Below are 16,297 nucleotides of genomic sequence, written 5' to 3' on the forward strand. Positions count from 1 at the left end.
GCTTATTTTCCGTATCGTTCGCAAATCTGGTTGACGGCGTCGACCACGCGCGTCACGTCGTCCCCGCTCATCAGCGTGAACAGCGGCAGCGTGACGGTCGAGGCGCCGAAGCGCTCGGCGTGCGGGAACATCCCCCCGCGGAAGCCGCGCGCACGGTACAGCGTGAACAGGTGGATCGCCGGGTAATGCACCCCCGAGCCGATCCCGCGCTCCTTCAACTGCGCCATGAATTCGGCGCGGCTGAGCGTGAGCCGCTCGAGCGGCAGCGTGATCTGGAACATGTGCCAGTTGCTGTTCGCGAAGTCGGCCAGCGGCAGCCCGACGCCGAGCGCCGCCGCGGGACCGCCCGCGAACCCCTCGAAGTAGGCGCGGGCGAGCGCGCGGCGCTGTGCCGTGAAGCGCTCGATCTTCTCGAGCTGGCCGAGGCCGACGCGGGCCGCGACATCGGTGAGATTGTACTTGCCGCCGAGCAGGTCGCAGTCCATCCCGTCGAAGCCGGTGCGCGTGATGCCCTGCAGCCGGTATTTCTGCGCCAGCAGCGCCTCGTCCTCGTCGTTGAGCACCAGCGCGCCGCCCTCGATCGAGGTGATGTTCTTGTTGGCGTGGAAGCTGAACGAGACCAGATCGCCGAACGCGCCGATCCGCTTGCCGTGCCACGAGGCGCCGAGCGCCTGCGCGGCATCCTCGATCACGCGCAGCCGGTGCTCGCGCGCGATCGCGTAGAGGCGATCCATGTCGACCGGCAGGCCGCCCAGATAGACCGGGATCAAGGCCTTGGTGCGCGGCGTGATCGCGCGCTCGAGGGCGTCGAGATCGAGGTTGCGCGTGGCCGGATCGATATCGACGAACACCGGCGTGGCGCCCGTCTCGATGATCACGTTGCTGGTGGCGACCCAGCTCGCGGGGGTGGTGATCACTTCGTCGCCGGGACCGACCCCGGCGATGCGCAGTCCGATCTCGAGCGTCGCGGTGCCCGAGTTGAAGGTCCGTACCGGCCGGCCGCCGCAGTACTCGGACAGCGCGGCCTCGAAACGCTGGTTCTGCGGGCCGGTGGTGATCCAGCCCGAACGCAGCACGTCGACCACGCCCTGGATGGTTTCCTCGTCGATCTCGGGTTTGACGAACGGCAAAAACGGCACGGATGTCTGGCTCATGGCGGCTGGCTGGGTAGGTGTCGAAAGGGGCGGGATCAGGGCCGATCCGCCATGCGCATTAGACACTGGTTCGCGAGATTACAACGTCTCTTTTTGTTGGGGGAAGGGGGCGCCGCCGGTAATCGCGGTGCGACCCGGCATGGCGCAACGGCGCGGCGCGCCGGCCGGGAGCGGCCGTGCCGCCCGGCGGCGAGGCTCAACTGCGCGCCAGCACCAGCACCCCCACCAGGATGATGCCGATGCCGATCAGGCGCTGCACCGACAGCACCTCGCCGAACAGATACCAGGCGGCGAACGCGTTCACCACATAGCCGAGCGAGAGCATCGGATAGGCGATCGAGACGTCCACGCGCGACAGCCCGACGATCCAGACCACCACGCTCAGCACGTAGCAGCCGAGCCCGCCGATGATCGGCAGCTGGGTCGCGATCTTGAAGCCGACCGGGATGATGTTGGCGCGCGTGAACTCGAAATGGCCGACGGCGTTGACGCCGGCCTTCAGCAGCAGTTGCGCGCAGGCGTTCAGCAGCACGCCGGTGACGATGCAGACGAGGGAAACGGGATTCATCGGCGCGAAGGTCCTCAGGATTGCGGCTTGGCCATGGGTTTCTCGACGATCACGCGGCGCGTGTCGCGCGCGATCACCGTCATCGGCAGGCCTTGCGCGGCCAGCGCGGCGTAGCGCTCGGGGCGCATCACCGCGAGTGCGGCCGGCTCGGCGCGCCAGCGGCGCTCCCATTCCGCGATGGTCGGCACCCATTTTTCAGGCTGCTGCGAGATGCCGAACGCGAGTTCGTCCTGGTAGGCGACCAGCGTGGTGGTGTGGCCGACGTAGAACGGCAGCGTGTGGTCGAGCATCTCGATCGAGTAGAACGGCGTGCCGGGCGGCAGCTTCGCGAATGCGGCGCGCACCGCCGGCGCGAGCAGCGCGCCCGAGCTGTAGCGGCCGAACGCATCGTGGCCGGTGCCGCCGATGGTGCCGAGCAGCAGCCAGCCGGCGCCGAACACCAGCGCCGTCGCGGCGATGCCGGCCCGCGCACGGCGGTTCACCCACAGCGCGACGAGGGTGAGCACGAACGCGACCGCGAGCGCCGCGTAGACCCAGTGCTGGAAGCTGACGTAGAGCGCGTTCGGAGTGCGCGCGTCGCCAAGGCGGCCGAGCACGATCGAGCCGCCGGCGGCCGCCACCAGGAACACCAGGTAGCCGAGCAGATGGCGGCGGTAGTGCTCGCGCGAGACGAGCGGCAGGTAGGCGCCCAGCAGCAGGGCGAGCGACGGCGCGATCGGCAGGACATACGACACCAGCTTCGAGTGCGAGACGCTGAAGAACAGGAAGATGAAGCCGCTCCAGACCAGCAGCACCGTCATCGGCGCGAAGCCGTTCGGCTGGCGCGGCATGCGCCATGCATGGCGCAGGCTCTGCACGGCGACCGACAGCCACGGCAGGAAGCCCACCAGCAGCACGCCGACGAAATAGTAGACCGGGCCCGGCCGGTTCTGCTCGGGCGTCAGGTAGCGGCGGAACTGCTGGACCACGAAGAAGAAGTTGAAGAATTCGGGGTTGCGCTGCTGGACCAGCACGAACCACGGCGCGACGATCGCGAAGAAGATCACGATGCCGCTCACCAGGTACAGGCGCCGCCAGAGCGCCCAGTCGCGCGCAATCAGCGTGTAGAGCACCAGCACCGCGCCGGGCAGGATCACGCCGACCAGCCCCTTGGACAGCACCGCGAGCGCCATCGAGGCCCAGCACAGCCACATCCAGCCGCGCGTGGCGCGCACCGTCAGGCCCGGGCGCTGCGCCAGCAGCAGCGCGCAGAGCGTGACGGCCATCCAGAACGACAGGCCCATGTCGAGCGTGTTGAAGTGGCCCATCAGGTTCCAGTACGGCGACGCGGCGAGCACCACCGCCGCGCAGAAGCCGGCCAGCGGATTGAACACGCGCGCCCCGGTATAGCCGACCAGCAGCACGCCGGCGAAGCTCGCGAGCGCGGTGTAGAGCCGTGCTTGCCACTCGCCGATTCCGAACCAGGCGAACGTCAGCGCGTTCAGCCAGGTCTGCAGCGGCGGTTTTTCGAAATACTTGTAGCCGTTGTAGCGCGGCGTGATCCAGTCGCCGGTCACGAACATCTCGCGCGCCATTTCGGCGTAGCGGCCCTCATCGCTGGGGATCAGGTGGCGCAGCCCGAGCGGGCCGAACCAGATCGCGGCGAACGCTAGCAGGATCAGGAAAAGTACGGCACGGTTGAGCGGTAGCCTCGATGGCGTATCGTTCATGAGTCGGTCAGCCTGTCAGACAACGGAAATCGGAATCGGCAAGAGCGGCGCGGCCCGAAGGCCACGCAGCCATCATTGGCAGCGGGCGGCCGCGTTGCCGGATTGGTCACGCATCGCGCGACCTCGCTCGCTTGACGACGGTTCGCGCGGCGGGTCGGGCCGCTCAGCCCGCGCGCTCGATCAGCAGCACGGCAGCCACCTTGCGGCCCTCGGCCATCAGGATGTTGTAGGTGCGGCAGGCGGCCTGGAAGTCCATCGTCTCCACGCCGATCCGGCGCGCCGTCAGCGCGGCGGTCAGGCGCGGGTGCGGAAAGCGCAGCCTCGCGCCGCTGCCGAAGATCACCACTTCCGGGGCCGGATCGAGCAGCATCGTGAAATGTTCGGGCGCGAGCGCCTCGAACGAGGCCACGGGCCATGGCGCCACCGGGGCGCCCGGCAGCACGATCACGCTGTGTTCGTGGCGTGCCAGGTTGATGTCGACATAATCGGGGCCGTAGCCGGTGACGGTATTGAGCGCGTCGCTCGGGTCCTGATGTAGTTTCAAATCGTTGTCCGCGGTGTCGGGAAGGCCGCTCCGGCCGGGCGCCCGGCCTGCCTGCCGGGGTGCCCGGCGGCGGCAGCCGCGGCCGGGCGGGCCCGGCCCGGACGGGGCCGCCGCCGGCCGGCTGGCCGGCGTGGCGCATTGCGAAAGCGGGTGAAAATCCGCTAAATTATAGCTTTTCCGTCGCCCCCGGGCGGCATTTGCGTCGCGCGTCGCCACAAGCCGCGTCCGGCCTCGCTCCCGACCGTCTCCTAGACAGCGCGCACCGACCGGCCGCTCTCCAGTTTCGACTCCCATCCTCCAGCTTCGCAGGCCTAGCCCAGGAACGTGCCCGCCGTGAAACCGATTCAGAAATCCAACAAGCTGCTCAACGTGTGCTATGACATTCGCGGCCCGGTGCTCGAGCACGCGAAGCGCCTCGAGGAAGAAGGCCACAAGATCATCAAGCTGAACATCGGCAACCTGGCGCCGTTCGGCTTCGAGGCCCCCGACGAGATCATCCAGGACATGATCCGCAACCTGCCGGCGTCCTCGGGCTACTCGGATTCGAAGGGCGTGTTCTCGGCGCGCAAGGCGGTGATGCACTACACGCAGCAAAAGGGCGTGAAGGGCGTCGAGCTCGACGACATCTACATCGGCAACGGCGCCTCGGAACTGATCGTGATGGCCACCCAGGCGCTCCTGAACGACGGCGACGAGGTGCTGCTGCCGGCACCCGACTACCCGCTCTGGACCGCGGCCGTGAGCCTGTCGGGCGGCACGCCCGTCCACTACGTCTGCGACGAGTCGAACCGCTGGATGCCCGATCCCGACGACATTCGCCGCAAGATCACGCCGAACACCAAGGCGCTCGTCGTGATCAACCCGAACAATCCCACCGGCGCGCTCTATTCGGACGAACTGCTGGGCGAGCTGATCGCGATCGCACGCGAGCACGGCCTCGTGATCTTCGCCGACGAGGTCTACGACAAGATCCTCTACGACGGCAAGACCCACACCGCGCTCGCCTCGCTGGCCGAGGACGTGATCACGGTCACCTTCAACAGCCTCTCGAAGAGCTACCGCTCGTGCGGCTACCGCGCCGGCTGGATGTTCGTGGCCGGCCTGACGGGCGAGAACCGCCGCCGCGCGAAGGATTACCTGGAGGGGCTCGGGATCCTCTCGTCGATGCGCCTGTGCGCCAACGTGCCGGGCCAGTTCGCGATCCAGACGGCGCTCGGCGGCTACCAGAGCATCAACGAGCTGCTGGTGCCGAGCGGGCGCCTGTACCGCCAGCGCGAGCTCGCCTACGACATGCTGACGGCGATTCCCGGCGTCACCTGCGTGAAGCCGGACGCCGCGCTCTACATGTTCCCGCGGCTCGATCCGAAGCTCTACCCGATCCAGAACGATCAGCAGTTCATTCTCGATCTGCTGCTCAAGGAGCGCGTGCTGCTGGTGCAGGGCACCGGGTTCAACTGGCCGACGCCCGACCATTTCCGGGTGGTGTTCCTGCCGAACGTCGACGACCTGGCCGATTCGATCAACCGGATCGCGCGCTTCCTAGACGGCTACCGCAAGCAGCACGCGGCCTGAGCCGCCCGCCATCGCCTTCCTATCCACTCCAAATATTCCAGACGACACGCAGCATGGAACCGATCAAAGTCGCCCTGTTGGGCTTCGGCACCGTCGGCGGCGGCACCTTCGAGGTGCTGCGCCGCAACCAGGAAGAAATCAAACGGCGCGCCGGCCGGGGCATCGTGGTCACGCGCATCGCGGTCCGTAATCCGGCGAAGGTGCAGGCCGCGCTCGGCGAGCGCGCCGGCATCGAGGTCAGCACCGATTTCCACGCGGCGGTGGACGATCCCGCGATTTCGATCGTCGCCGAGATGATCGGCGGCACCGGCATCGCGCGCGAGCTGGCGCTGCGCGCGATCGCCAACGGCAAGCACGTGGTGACCGCCAACAAGGCGCTGCTCGCCGTGCATGGCAGCGAGATCTTCGCGGCCGCGCGCGAGAAGGGCGTGATGGTGGCGTTCGAGGCGGCCGTGGCGGGCGGCATCCCGATCATCAAGGCGCTGCGCGAGGGCCTCACGGCCAACCGCATCCAGTACATCGCCGGCATCATCAACGGCACCACCAACTACATCCTGTCCGAGATGCGCGAGCGCGGCCTCGACTTCGCGACGGCGCTGGCGGGCGCGCAGGCGCTCGGCTACGCCGAGGCGGACCCGACCTTCGACATCGAGGGCGTGGACGCGGCGCACAAGGCCACCATCATGAGCGCGATCGCGTTCGGCGTGCCGGTGCAGTTCGAGCGCGCCTACGTGGAGGGCATCAGCAAGCTGGCCGCCACCGACATCCGCTATGCCGAGGAGCTCGGCTACCGCATCAAGCTGCTGGGCATCGCGCGCCGCGCCGAGGCCGGCATCGAACTGCGGGTGCACCCGACGCTGGTGCCCGAGAAGCGCCTGCTCGCCAACGTCGAGGGGGCGATGAACGCGGTGGTGGTGCATGGCGACGCGGTCGGCACGACGCTCTATTACGGCAAGGGCGCGGGCGCCGAGCCCACCGCCTCGGCCGTGGTCGCCGACCTAGTGGACGTCACGCGCCTGCACACGGCCGACCCCGAGCACCGCGTGCCGCACCTCGCCTTCCAGCCGGAAAGTCTGTCGAACACGCCGATCCTGCCGATCGAGGACGTCACCAGCGGCTATTACCTGCGCCTGCGGGTGGCCGACGAGACCGGCGTGATGGCCGACATCACGCGCATCCTCGCCGAATCGGGCATCTCGATCGACGCGCTGCTGCAGAAGGAGTCGGACCAGATCGACGGTGGCGCCGACGAAACCGACATCATCCTGATCACGCACGTGACGGTCGAGCGCAACGTGAACGCCGCGATCGCGCGTATCGAGGCGCTCTCCACGGTGCGCTCGCAGGTCACGAAGCTGCGCATGGAAGCGCTAAACTGAGGACGACATGAATTACATTTCGACGCGCGGCGCCGGCATCGGCGAGCACCATACGTTTTCTGACATCCTGCTCGGCGGCCTGGCGAAGGACGGCGGGCTCTACCTGCCCGCCGAGTACCCGCGCGTGAGCGCGGCTGAGCTCGCACGCTGGCGCGCGCTGCCGTATGCCGACCTCGCTTTCGAGGTGCTCTCGAAGTTCAGCGACGACATCCCCGCCGACGAGCTGCGCGCGCTCACGCGCCGTACCTACCGCGCCGAGGTCTACGCCAACACGCGGCATGGCGAGAACGCGGCCGACATCACGCCGATCAAGCCGCTCGGTACCGAGGGCGGCGCGCCGATCTCGCTGCTCGAACTGTCCAACGGGCCGACGCTCGCGTTCAAGGACATGGCGATGCAGCTGCTCGGCAACCTGTTCGAGGCCACGCTCGCCAAGCACGGCGAGACGCTGAACATCCTCGGCGCGACTTCGGGCGACACCGGCAGCGCGGCCGAGTATGCGATGCGCGGCAAGGTCGGCGTGCGCGTGTTCATGCTCTCGCCGCACGGCAAGATGAGCGCGTTCCAGCGCGCGCAGATGTACAGCCTGCAGGACCCGAACATCTTCAACCTCGCCGTCGAGGGCGTGTTCGACGACGCGCAGGACATCGTCAAGGCGGTCTCGAACGACCACGCCTTCAAGGCGCGGCACAAGATCGGCACGGTCAACTCGATCAACTGGGCCCGCGTGGTCGCGCAGGTCGTCTACTACTTCAAGGGCTACTTCGCGGCCACCACGAGCAACGAGCAGCGCGTCTCGTTTACGGTGCCGTCGGGCAACTTCGGCAACGTCTGCGCCGGCCACATCGCGCGCATGATGGGCCTGCCGATCGAGAAGCTGGTGGTGGCGACCAACGAGAACGACGTGCTCGACGAGTTCTTCCGCACCGGCCGCTACCGCGTGCGCGGCGCCGCGCAGACCTATCACACGAGCAGCCCGAGCATGGACATCTCGAAGGCGTCGAACTTCGAGCGCTTCGTGTTCGACCTGCTCGGCCGCGACCCGGCACGCGTGCTGCAGCTGTTTCGCGACGTCGAGGAGAAGGGCGGCTTCGATCTGGCGGCGAGCGGCGACTTCGCGCGCGTGGCCGAGTTCGGCTTCGTGTCGGGGCGCAGCACGCACGAGGACCGTCTCGCGACCATCCGCGACGTCTACCAGCGCTACGCGACGATGATCGACACGCACACGGCCGACGGCGTGAAGGTCGCGCGCGAACACCTGCAGCCGGGCGTGCCGATGGTCGTGCTGGAGACGGCGCAGCCGATCAAGTTCGGCGAGACGATTCGCGAGGCGCTCGGCCGCGAGGCGGAGCGCCCGGCAGGGTTCGAGGGCATCGAGGCGCTGCCGCAGCGCTTCGAGGTCGTGCAGGCCGACGTGCAGCAGGTGAAGGACTTCATCGTCGCGCATACGGGCGGCTGAGTCCGCGCGAGCCCGTCCCGGCGCTGCGCGCCGGCCGGATCACGGCCGCGACCGGGCAGGGCTTCCGGCGCGGCCGTGCCGTTTGCGGCCGCTGCGGCCCGCGCGCACCGGCCCGTCATGCCCTCATCAAGCTCGTGCTCGGCAGCCGATCGCCCGCGTCCGCGGCGCGCTCGTTACAATAACGGTTTCGCCGCTCTGCCCACGCTTCCACCGCGATGTCCACCCCCGCATCCCAGGCGCCGCGCGCGCCGCTGCTGTCGACCGCCGAGGCGCTCGCCGCGCTGCTCGGCGCCGCCGCGCCGCTCGCGCAGACCGAAACCGTGCCGACGCTCGACGCGCTCGGCCGCGTGCTGGCCGTCGACGTGGTGTCGCCGCTCGACGTGCCGCCGATGGCGATCAGCGCGATGGACGGCTACGCGGTGCGCGTCGCCGACCTGACCCAGGGCACGCGCCGGCTGCCCGTCTCGCAGCGGATTCCCGCCGGTCACGCGGCCGCGCCGCTGGCGGCCGGCACCGCCGCGCGCATCTTCACCGGCGCGCCGCTGCCGCCCGGCGCCGATGCCGTGGTGATGCAGGAGCAGGCCGAGGCCGCGGGCGAGGCGGTCGACATCCTGCATACGCCGAAGGCCGGTGAATGGATCACGGCGCAGGGCGCCGACATCCGGCGCGGCACGGTGATCCTGCCGGCCGGCACGCGGCTCGCGCCGCAGGCGCTCGGCCTGGCCGCCTCGGTCGGCTGCGCGCATCTGACGGTGCGGCGCCGCGTGAAGGTGGCGGTGTTCTTTACCGGCGACGAGCTGACCATGCCGGGCGAGCCGCTCGCGCCGGGCGCGATCTACAACTCGAACCGCTTCACGCTGCGCGGGCTGCTCGAACGCTTCGGCTGCGAGGTCAGCGATTTCGGCATCGTGCCCGACTCGCTCGACGCGACACGCGCCACGCTGCGCGAGGCCGCGCGGGATCACGACCTGATCGTGACGAGCGGCGGCGTGTCGGTGGGCGAGGAGGACCACGTGAAGCCGGCCGTCGAGGCCGAGGGGCGCCTCACGCTCTGGCAGATCGCGATGAAGCCGGGCAAGCCGCTCGCCCATGGCGCCGTGCGGCGTGGGGCGGGCAATGGCGCGGATGGCGGCGGGAGCGCCGGCGAGGCGCATTTCATTGGCCTGCCCGGCAACCCGGTATCGAGCTTCGTCACCTTCCTGCTGTTCGTGCGGCCGTTCCTGCTGCGGCTCGCGGGCGCCGCCCAGGTCGCGCCGCGCGCGCTGTCGCTGCGCGCCGATTTCACGCTCGCCAAGGGGGACCGGCGCAACGAGTTCCTGCGCGCGCGCGTCAACGAGGCGGGTGGCCTCGACCTCTACCCGAACCAGAGCTCGGCGGTGTTGACCTCGACCGTCTGGGGCGACGGCCTGATCGACAACCCGCCCAATCACGCGATCAGCGCCGGCGAGACGGTGCGGTTCCTTCCCTTTTCCGACCTGCTCGGCTGAGGCCGGGCACGCAACATCGATGAAGATCGAACTGAAATTCTTTGCGAGCGTGCGCGAGGCGCTCGGCGTGGCAAGCGAATCCGTGACGGTGCCGGACGGCATCGCCACCGTGGGCGACGTGCGCGCCTGGCTGCGCACGCGCGGCGGCGCCTGGGCCGAAACGCTGGCCGACGGCCGCGCGCTGCGCATGGCCTGCAATCATGTGATGACCGACGCGGATACGCGCCTTACCGACGGCTGCGAAGTCGCGTTCTTTCCGCCGGTGACGGGCGGCTGAGGAGGCGCGATGGCCACGATCCGGGTGCAGACCGACGATTTCGAGGTGGGCGCGGAGCTGGCCGCGCTGCGCGCGCGCAATCCGCGCATCGGCGCGGTGGCCTGCTTCATCGGCACGGTGCGCGACCTCAACGAGGGCGATTCGGTCGCCGCGCTCGAACTCGAGCACTATCCGGGCATGACCGAGAAGGCGCTCGAGGCGATCGCGGCCGACGCGATCGCGCGCTGGCCCGGCATCGACGTGACGATCGTGCATCGCGTCGGCCGGCTGCTGCCGCTCGACCAGATCGTGCTGGTGGCGACGGTGTCCGCTCATCGCGGCGAGGCCTTCGCCTCCTGCGAGTTCGTGATGGACTACCTGAAGACGCAGGCGCCGTTCTGGAAGAAGGAGACCACCCCGGCCGGCGAGCGCTGGGTCGACGCGCGCAGCAGCGACGATGCCGCGCTCGCGCGCTGGGGCCTCGCCTCCGGCAACGCGCGCTGAGCGGCGCGCCTCCGGCCTCGCCGCGGCCTCCCGCCCCGAGTCTTGTCTCGAGTCCTGCCCCGATTTCCGCCGCCACCGCGTTGTCATCCATGACCGATTCTTCCACCGGCGCCATCCGCCTGGTGCCGCTGCCCGGCGCCGCCGGGCTGTCTGCCCCGCAACGCAGCTTCAACACGCTGACCAAGCAGGTGGCCGCGCGGCGTGCGCGGCTGCGCGCCTGGGAGGCCGTCTGGCCGGCTTTCCAGCAGCGCTACCTGGACGAATGGGTGCCGCTCGCGCGCGCGGCCACCGGGCACGAGGCCGAACTGGTGCGCCGGCTCGATGTCGCGTTCGACATGAAGGGGCTGACCAAGGCCGAGCGCGCGCTGGTGTCGGAGCTGGTCGTGGCCTTCGCGCGCCCGCTGCTCGACGGCGACGCGGCAGACGGCCTGCACGAGATCCACGCGCGCCATCAGCGGTCGCGACGCGGCGGCGAGGCGGCCGGCGCGGCGCCGCCGCATGGGCGTGACCGCAAGCGCGCCGGCACGGCTGACGATGATGCGGCGCCGGCGCGTTCCGAGGCGCCGGCCGCCGCAGCAGAGGACGAATCGGACGAGGCGATGATGCGTCACATCCAGGCCGAACTCGACGCGCAGGAGGCGCGCGCGGCCGCCGAGGCCGCAGCCCGCGACGCGGGACGCAGCCAGCGTCGGCGCGCCTCGAGGCGCAAGTCGGCCGACGCGGCGGCCGCGGACGATCCGGCGGCGCAGGATGGCCCCGACGATGCCGAGCGCGCCGCGGCCGAGGCCGTGCCCGAACTGCCGCCGGTGCAGATCAGCCGCTCGCTGCGCGAGCTGTACCGGCGCCTGGCCAGCGCACTGCATCCCGACCGCGAGACCGACCCCGACGAGCACGCGCGCAAGACCGACCTGATGCAGCGGCTCAATCGCGCCTACGACAGGCAGGACCTGCTGCAACTGCTCGAACTCGAGCGCGACCTGAATCCGGCCGGCGCGGACCGGCTCGCGGGCGCCGGCGACGAGCTGTTGCAGCATTACAACGGCATCCTGAAGGCACAACTCGGCGCGCTCGATCGCGAACTGCACCGCGTCGAGTCCGATTTCCGCCACGGCTACGGGATCGGTGCGTCGGCCATCCTGGCGCCGGACACGGCGCTGCGCACGCTGGGCGCCGACATCGCCGCGCTGCGGCGAGCGGTGGCGCAGCGCGAGCGCGATCTGCAGGCGTTTCGCGATCTCGGCTCGCTGAAGGACTGGCTCCGCGGCTTCGAGGCCTGAGCCGGCCGCGCGGGTGGCAGGACGGCGCGGCCGGCGGCGCCGGGGGCTGCGCCCTTACGCGTCCGTGTCGTGGCCACCGCGGCCGATGATCTTGGCCGGAAACGGCTCGCCGCGCGGGCGCGCCGGATGGGCGTCGTCACCGTCGCGCGGGCGTTTCGGCGCGATCGCGTCGAGCAGCGCCTGCTGCTCGGCTGGAATCCGGTAGTCCCAGCCGAAATGGCTCAGTTGCAGGCTCTGCGCGATCCGCAGCGCGGGCTCCATGAAGCGCACCGCCGCGGCCGGCGCGTAGCGCGCCGTCACGGTCTGCAGGAACAGCGTCAGCCAGCGGCTGAAGTGGGCGGGTTCGAGACCGTCGAGCGGCTGGTGCTTGGCCTGCACGTTGCCGCGATAGTCCTTGGTGCCGAGCACGAGGCTCGACCAGAAGGTCACCATCTTCGGCAGATGCTGGTCCCAGCGGCCGTCCAGTTTCGCGGCGAACACGGGGCCGAGCAGCGGGTCGGCGCGCACGCGTTCGTAGAACGCGTCGACGAGCGCGGCGATGTTCTCGACGGTCGGTTCCGCGGCGCGCGACGCCGCATCGATTCGATGATTCGGGGCCGGAGCGTTGGCCTGGGTATGAGAGGTCGTCATCGTGGCAAAGTGCGGTGGCCGACCACACCGGCGATTTTGTCGCACAATGTTGCAGGGCCATCCACCAATAAAGTGCTTCCAGGGCGCATATTATCCGCAATCCTGACGGACGGGGCCGCGTGCCGGGCGCGCGGGCCCGTCGGGCATTCCAACGACACGATTTCGCTCATGAGACTGACCGATTACACCGACTATTCGCTGCGCGTGATGCTGTTCCTGGCGGTGCGCGGCGAGGGCCTGTCGACGATCCAGGAGATTTCGGACGCCTACGGCATTTCCAAGAACCACCTGATGAAGGTCGTGCAGCGGCTCGGCGAACTGGGCTGGGTGGAGACCGTGCGCGGGCGCAACGGCGGACTACGGATGAATCCGGCCTCGGCGACGCTGACGGTGGGCGAGGTGGTGCGCGCGGGCGAGAGCGACTTCGCGCTGGTCGGCTGCTTCGGCGGGGAGGGCGAGGCGATTGCGCATCGCGGCTGCGTGATCGAGCCGCATTGCCGGCTGAAGGGCGTGCTGGCCGCGGCGCGCGACGCGTTTTTCGCCGAACTCGATCGCCATACGATCGCCGACCTGACGCATCCGGGCGCCCAGCTCGCCAGGGCGCTCGGCATCGTGCCGATCCTGGTCGAGCCGGTCTGAGCCGCGGCGCCGCCGCGGCTGGCGACATGGGCCGCGAGTGTGCCGCTCGGCGCCGCGCCCAGGTCGCGCCCGAACCGCGCCTGAACCGCGCTTGGGCTGCCTCGGCGCGCCGCGAGGCCGCCGCCGCGGCCGCCATCCTCGTGATGCCTGCCGTCGCGGGCACGCCGTGACGCGCTCCGCGGCTCGACCGGCGCCAGCACCCGCGCTCCCCCGCCGGTGCCTGGCCCGCGGTCTTCCCCTGCCGGACGGCCGTGCCCGCCATGCCGCTGCTGGGCGCCTCGCCCTCCATGCTTCGCGAAGCCTTGCCAGGGCCGCAGGGCCGCCCGCGCGAGCGCGGCACACATCTTGCCTTTCGCTCGCTTGAAAGCCGGATAACCATCCTCATATTGGTGCTATTCGCAAATTGGAGGTCTCTTCATGAGAATCGACAAGCTCACCACCAAATTCCAGGAAGCTCTCGCCGACGCGCAGAGCCTCGCTGCCGGCCACGACAATCAATACATCGAACCGGTCCACGTGCTGGCCGCGCTGATCGGCCAGCAGGACGGCTCGGCGCGTTCGCTGATGTCGCGCACGGGCGTCCACGTGCAGGCGCTGCAGGGCGCGCTCAACGAGGCGATCTCGCGCCTGCCGCAGGTGACCGGCACGGGCGGCGACATCCAGGTCGGCCGCGAGTTGGCCGGCCTGCTTAACCAGGCTGACAAGGAAGCGCAGAAGCTCAACGACAGCTTCATCGCGAGCGAGATGTTCCTGCTCGCGGTGGCCGACGACCGCGGCGACGCGGGCAAGCTCGCGCGCCAGCACGGCCTCACGCGCAAGTCGCTCGAATCGGCGATCGCGGCCGTGCGCGGCGGCTCGCAAGTGCATAGCGCCGACGCCGAGAGCCAGCGCGAGGCACTCAAGAAGTACACCGTCGACCTGACCGAGCGTGCGCGCTCGGGCAAGCTCGACCCCGTGATCGGCCGCGACGACGAGATTCGCCGCTCGATCCAGATCCTGCAGCGCCGCACCAAGAACAATCCCGTGCTGATCGGCGAGCCGGGGGTAGGCAAGACCGCGATCGTCGAGGGACTCGCGCAGCGCATCGTCAACGGGGAGGTGCCCGAGACGCTGAAGAACAAGCGCGTGCTGTCGCTCGACATGGCGGCGCTCCTGGCCGGCGCGAAGTACCGCGGCGAGTTCGAGGAGCGCCTGAAGGCCGTGCTCAACGACATCGCCAAGGACGAGGGCCGCACCATCGTGTTCATCGACGAGATCCACACGATGGTCGGTGCGGGCAAGGCCGAGGGCGCGATGGATGCCGGCAACATGCTCAAGCCCGCGCTGTCGCGCGGCGAGCTGCACTGCATCGGCGCGACCACGCTCGACGAGTACCGCAAGTACATCGAAAAGGACGCCGCGCTCGAGCGCCGCTTCCAGAAGGTGATCGTCGACGAGCCGAGCGTCGAGGCGACCATCGCGATCCTGCGCGGCCTGCAGGAGAAATACGAACTGCACCATGGCGTGGACATCACCGATCCGGCGATCGTCGCGGCCGCCGAGCTGTCGCACCGCTATATCACCGACCGCTTCCTGCCCGACAAGGCGATCGACCTGATCGACGAGGCCGCCTCGAAGATCAAGATGGAAATCGATTCGAAGCCCGAATCGATGGATCGCCTCGACCGGCGTCTGATCCAGCTGAAGATCGAGCGCGAGGCCGTGAAGAAGGAGCAGGACGAAGCATCGCAGAAGCGCCTGCAGCTGATCGAGGAAGAGATCGAGCGGCTCGGCCGCGAGTACGCGGACCTGGAAGAGATCTGGACCGCGGAGAAGGCCGCCGTGCAGGGCAGCGCGCAGCTGAAGGAAGACATCGACCGGGTACGCGCGGACATCGCGCGCTTGCAGCGCGAGGGCAAGCTCGAGAAGGTGGCCGAGCTGCAATACGGCAAGCTGCCGCAACTCGAGGCGCAGCTCAAGCAGGTCACGCAGGCCGAGGAGCAGAACGAGCAGAATCCGTCGCGGCCGCGCCTGTTGCGCACCCAGGTGGGCGCCGAGGAGATCGCGGAAGTCGTGTCGCGCGCGACCGGCATCCCGGTGTCGCGGATGATGCAGGGCGAGCGCGAGAAGCTGCTGCACATCGAGGAGAAGCTGCATGAGCGCGTGATCGGCCAGGAAGAGGCGATCGACGCGGTGGCCGATGCGATCCGCCGCTCGCGCGCCGGGCTGTCCGATCCGAACCGCCCCTACGGCTCGTTCCTGTTTCTCGGCCCGACGGGTGTGGGCAAGACCGAGGTCTGCAAGGCGCTGGCCGGCTTCCTGTTCGATTCGGAGGATCACCTGATCCGCATCGACATGAGCGAATTCATGGAGAAGCACAGCGTGGCGCGGCTGATCGGCGCGCCGCCGGGCTATGTCGGCTACGAGGAAGGCGGCTATCTGACCGAAGCCGTGCGCCGCAAGCCGTACAGCGTGATCCTGCTCGACGAGATCGAGAAGGCGCACCCGGACGTGTTCAACGTGCTGCTGCAAGTGCTCGACGACGGCCGCATGACGGATGGGCAGGGCCGCACGGTAGACTTCAAGAACACCGTGATCGTGATGACCTCGAACCTCGGTTCGCAGGTGATCCAGTCGATGGCCGGCTCGCCTCAGGAGGCCGTGAAGGATGCCGTATGGGAAGAGGTGAAGCTGCACTTCCGGCCCGAATTCCTGAACCGGATCGACGACGTCGTGGTGTTCCATGCGCTCGATCGCGCCAACATCCAGGCGATCGCGAAGATCCAGCTCGCGCGCCTGCATGACCGGCTCGCCAAGCTCGACATGCAGCTCGACGTGTCCGACGCGGCGCTCGACCAGATCGGCAAGGTCGGCTACGACCCGCTGTTCGGCGCGCGGCCGTTGAAGCGCGCGATCCAGCAGGAGATCGAGAATCCGGTCGCGAAGCTGATCCTCGCCGGGCGTTTCGGGCCGAAGGACGTGATTCCGGTGGACGTGCAGGACGGCAAGTTCGTGTTCGACCGCGTGGTCCACTGAACCGGGCTCCGGCGCGCGGCTGCCGTGCCCGTGAAAAACCCCGCCTTGGCGGGGTTTTTCCTTTTCCGGGGCCGGCAATGAGGCAATGGGACCACGTGCTGCGG

At 69.2% G+C, this 16,297-nt stretch carries 14 protein-coding genes; 9 read left to right on the forward strand and 5 right to left on the reverse strand.

Annotated elements, in window-relative coordinates:
• Positions 1 to 2: 2 nt before the first annotated feature.
• The 4 genes from KS03_RS24280 to KS03_RS31710 form a co-directional block, all read right to left on the reverse strand.
• Positions 3 to 1,154, reverse strand: coding sequence for a DegT/DnrJ/EryC1/StrS family aminotransferase (locus KS03_RS24280; protein WP_015875452.1), 1,152 nt, complete (start codon positions 1,152 to 1,154; stop codon positions 3 to 5).
• Positions 1,155 to 1,350: 196 nt separating this feature from the next.
• Positions 1,351 to 1,722, reverse strand: coding sequence for an EamA family transporter (locus tag KS03_RS24285; RefSeq protein ID WP_015875453.1), 372 nt, complete (start codon positions 1,720 to 1,722; stop codon positions 1,351 to 1,353).
• A 14-nt stretch (positions 1,723 to 1,736) separates the two neighbouring features.
• Positions 1,737 to 3,431 (reverse strand): glycosyltransferase family 39 protein, encoded by a 1,695-nt coding sequence (locus KS03_RS24290; RefSeq protein WP_015875454.1) that lies wholly within the window; start codon positions 3,429 to 3,431, stop codon positions 1,737 to 1,739.
• Between the two features lie 163 nt (positions 3,432 to 3,594).
• Entirely contained in the window at positions 3,595 to 3,975 is a 381-nt protein-coding gene (locus KS03_RS31710) for an Mth938-like domain-containing protein (RefSeq protein WP_017923188.1), read from the reverse strand.
• A 333-nt stretch (positions 3,976 to 4,308) separates the two neighbouring features.
• On the opposite strand from KS03_RS31710, the gene KS03_RS24300 reads away from it, so the two are divergent.
• From KS03_RS24300 to KS03_RS24330, 7 genes are all read left to right on the forward strand, one after another.
• Positions 4,309 to 5,547 (forward strand): pyridoxal phosphate-dependent aminotransferase, encoded by a 1,239-nt coding sequence (locus tag KS03_RS24300; RefSeq protein ID WP_015875456.1) that lies wholly within the window; start codon positions 4,309 to 4,311, stop codon positions 5,545 to 5,547.
• Positions 5,548 to 5,600: 53 nt separating this feature from the next.
• The gene (locus KS03_RS24305) at positions 5,601 to 6,926 is read left to right on the forward strand and encodes a homoserine dehydrogenase (protein WP_015875457.1); all 1,326 of its coding nucleotides are present in this window, start codon (positions 5,601 to 5,603) and stop codon (positions 6,924 to 6,926) included.
• Positions 6,927 to 6,933: 7 nt separating this feature from the next.
• Positions 6,934 to 8,385, forward strand: a complete 1,452-nt coding sequence (gene thrC / locus KS03_RS24310) for a threonine synthase (RefSeq protein ID WP_015875458.1) — start codon at positions 6,934 to 6,936, stop codon at positions 8,383 to 8,385.
• A 215-nt stretch (positions 8,386 to 8,600) separates the two neighbouring features.
• Positions 8,601 to 9,872, forward strand: coding sequence for a molybdopterin molybdotransferase MoeA (locus KS03_RS24315; RefSeq protein WP_015875459.1), 1,272 nt, complete (start codon positions 8,601 to 8,603; stop codon positions 9,870 to 9,872).
• 19 nt (positions 9,873 to 9,891) lie between these two features.
• Positions 9,892 to 10,149, forward strand: coding sequence for a molybdopterin converting factor subunit 1 (gene moaD / locus KS03_RS24320; RefSeq protein ID WP_015875460.1), 258 nt, complete (start codon positions 9,892 to 9,894; stop codon positions 10,147 to 10,149).
• A gap of 9 nt (positions 10,150 to 10,158) precedes the next feature.
• On the forward strand, positions 10,159 to 10,632 hold the full coding sequence (gene moaE / locus KS03_RS24325) for a molybdopterin synthase catalytic subunit MoaE (protein WP_015875461.1): 474 nt from the start codon (positions 10,159 to 10,161) through the stop codon (positions 10,630 to 10,632).
• 89 nt (positions 10,633 to 10,721) lie between these two features.
• Positions 10,722 to 11,909 (forward strand): J domain-containing protein, encoded by a 1,188-nt coding sequence (locus KS03_RS24330; RefSeq protein ID WP_015875462.1) that lies wholly within the window; start codon positions 10,722 to 10,724, stop codon positions 11,907 to 11,909.
• Between the two features lie 54 nt (positions 11,910 to 11,963).
• Here KS03_RS24330 and KS03_RS24335 read toward each other — a convergent pair whose 3' ends face one another.
• The gene (locus tag KS03_RS24335; protein ID WP_015875463.1) at positions 11,964 to 12,539 is read right to left on the reverse strand and encodes a group III truncated hemoglobin; all 576 of its coding nucleotides are present in this window, start codon (positions 12,537 to 12,539) and stop codon (positions 11,964 to 11,966) included.
• Between the two features lie 168 nt (positions 12,540 to 12,707).
• Between KS03_RS24335 and KS03_RS24340 the strand changes: the two genes are divergently transcribed.
• Both KS03_RS24340 and clpB read left to right on the forward strand, forming a co-directional pair.
• On the forward strand, positions 12,708 to 13,178 hold the full coding sequence (locus tag KS03_RS24340; protein ID WP_015875464.1) for an Rrf2 family transcriptional regulator: 471 nt from the start codon (positions 12,708 to 12,710) through the stop codon (positions 13,176 to 13,178).
• A gap of 417 nt (positions 13,179 to 13,595) precedes the next feature.
• Positions 13,596 to 16,193, forward strand: coding sequence for an ATP-dependent chaperone ClpB (gene clpB / locus KS03_RS24345; RefSeq protein ID WP_015875465.1), 2,598 nt, complete (start codon positions 13,596 to 13,598; stop codon positions 16,191 to 16,193).
• The last annotated feature ends 104 nt before the right edge of the window (positions 16,194 to 16,297 follow it).

This window comes from Burkholderia glumae LMG 2196 = ATCC 33617, from assembly GCF_000960995.1.
GTDB lineage: Bacteria > Pseudomonadota > Gammaproteobacteria > Burkholderiales > Burkholderiaceae > Burkholderia > Burkholderia glumae.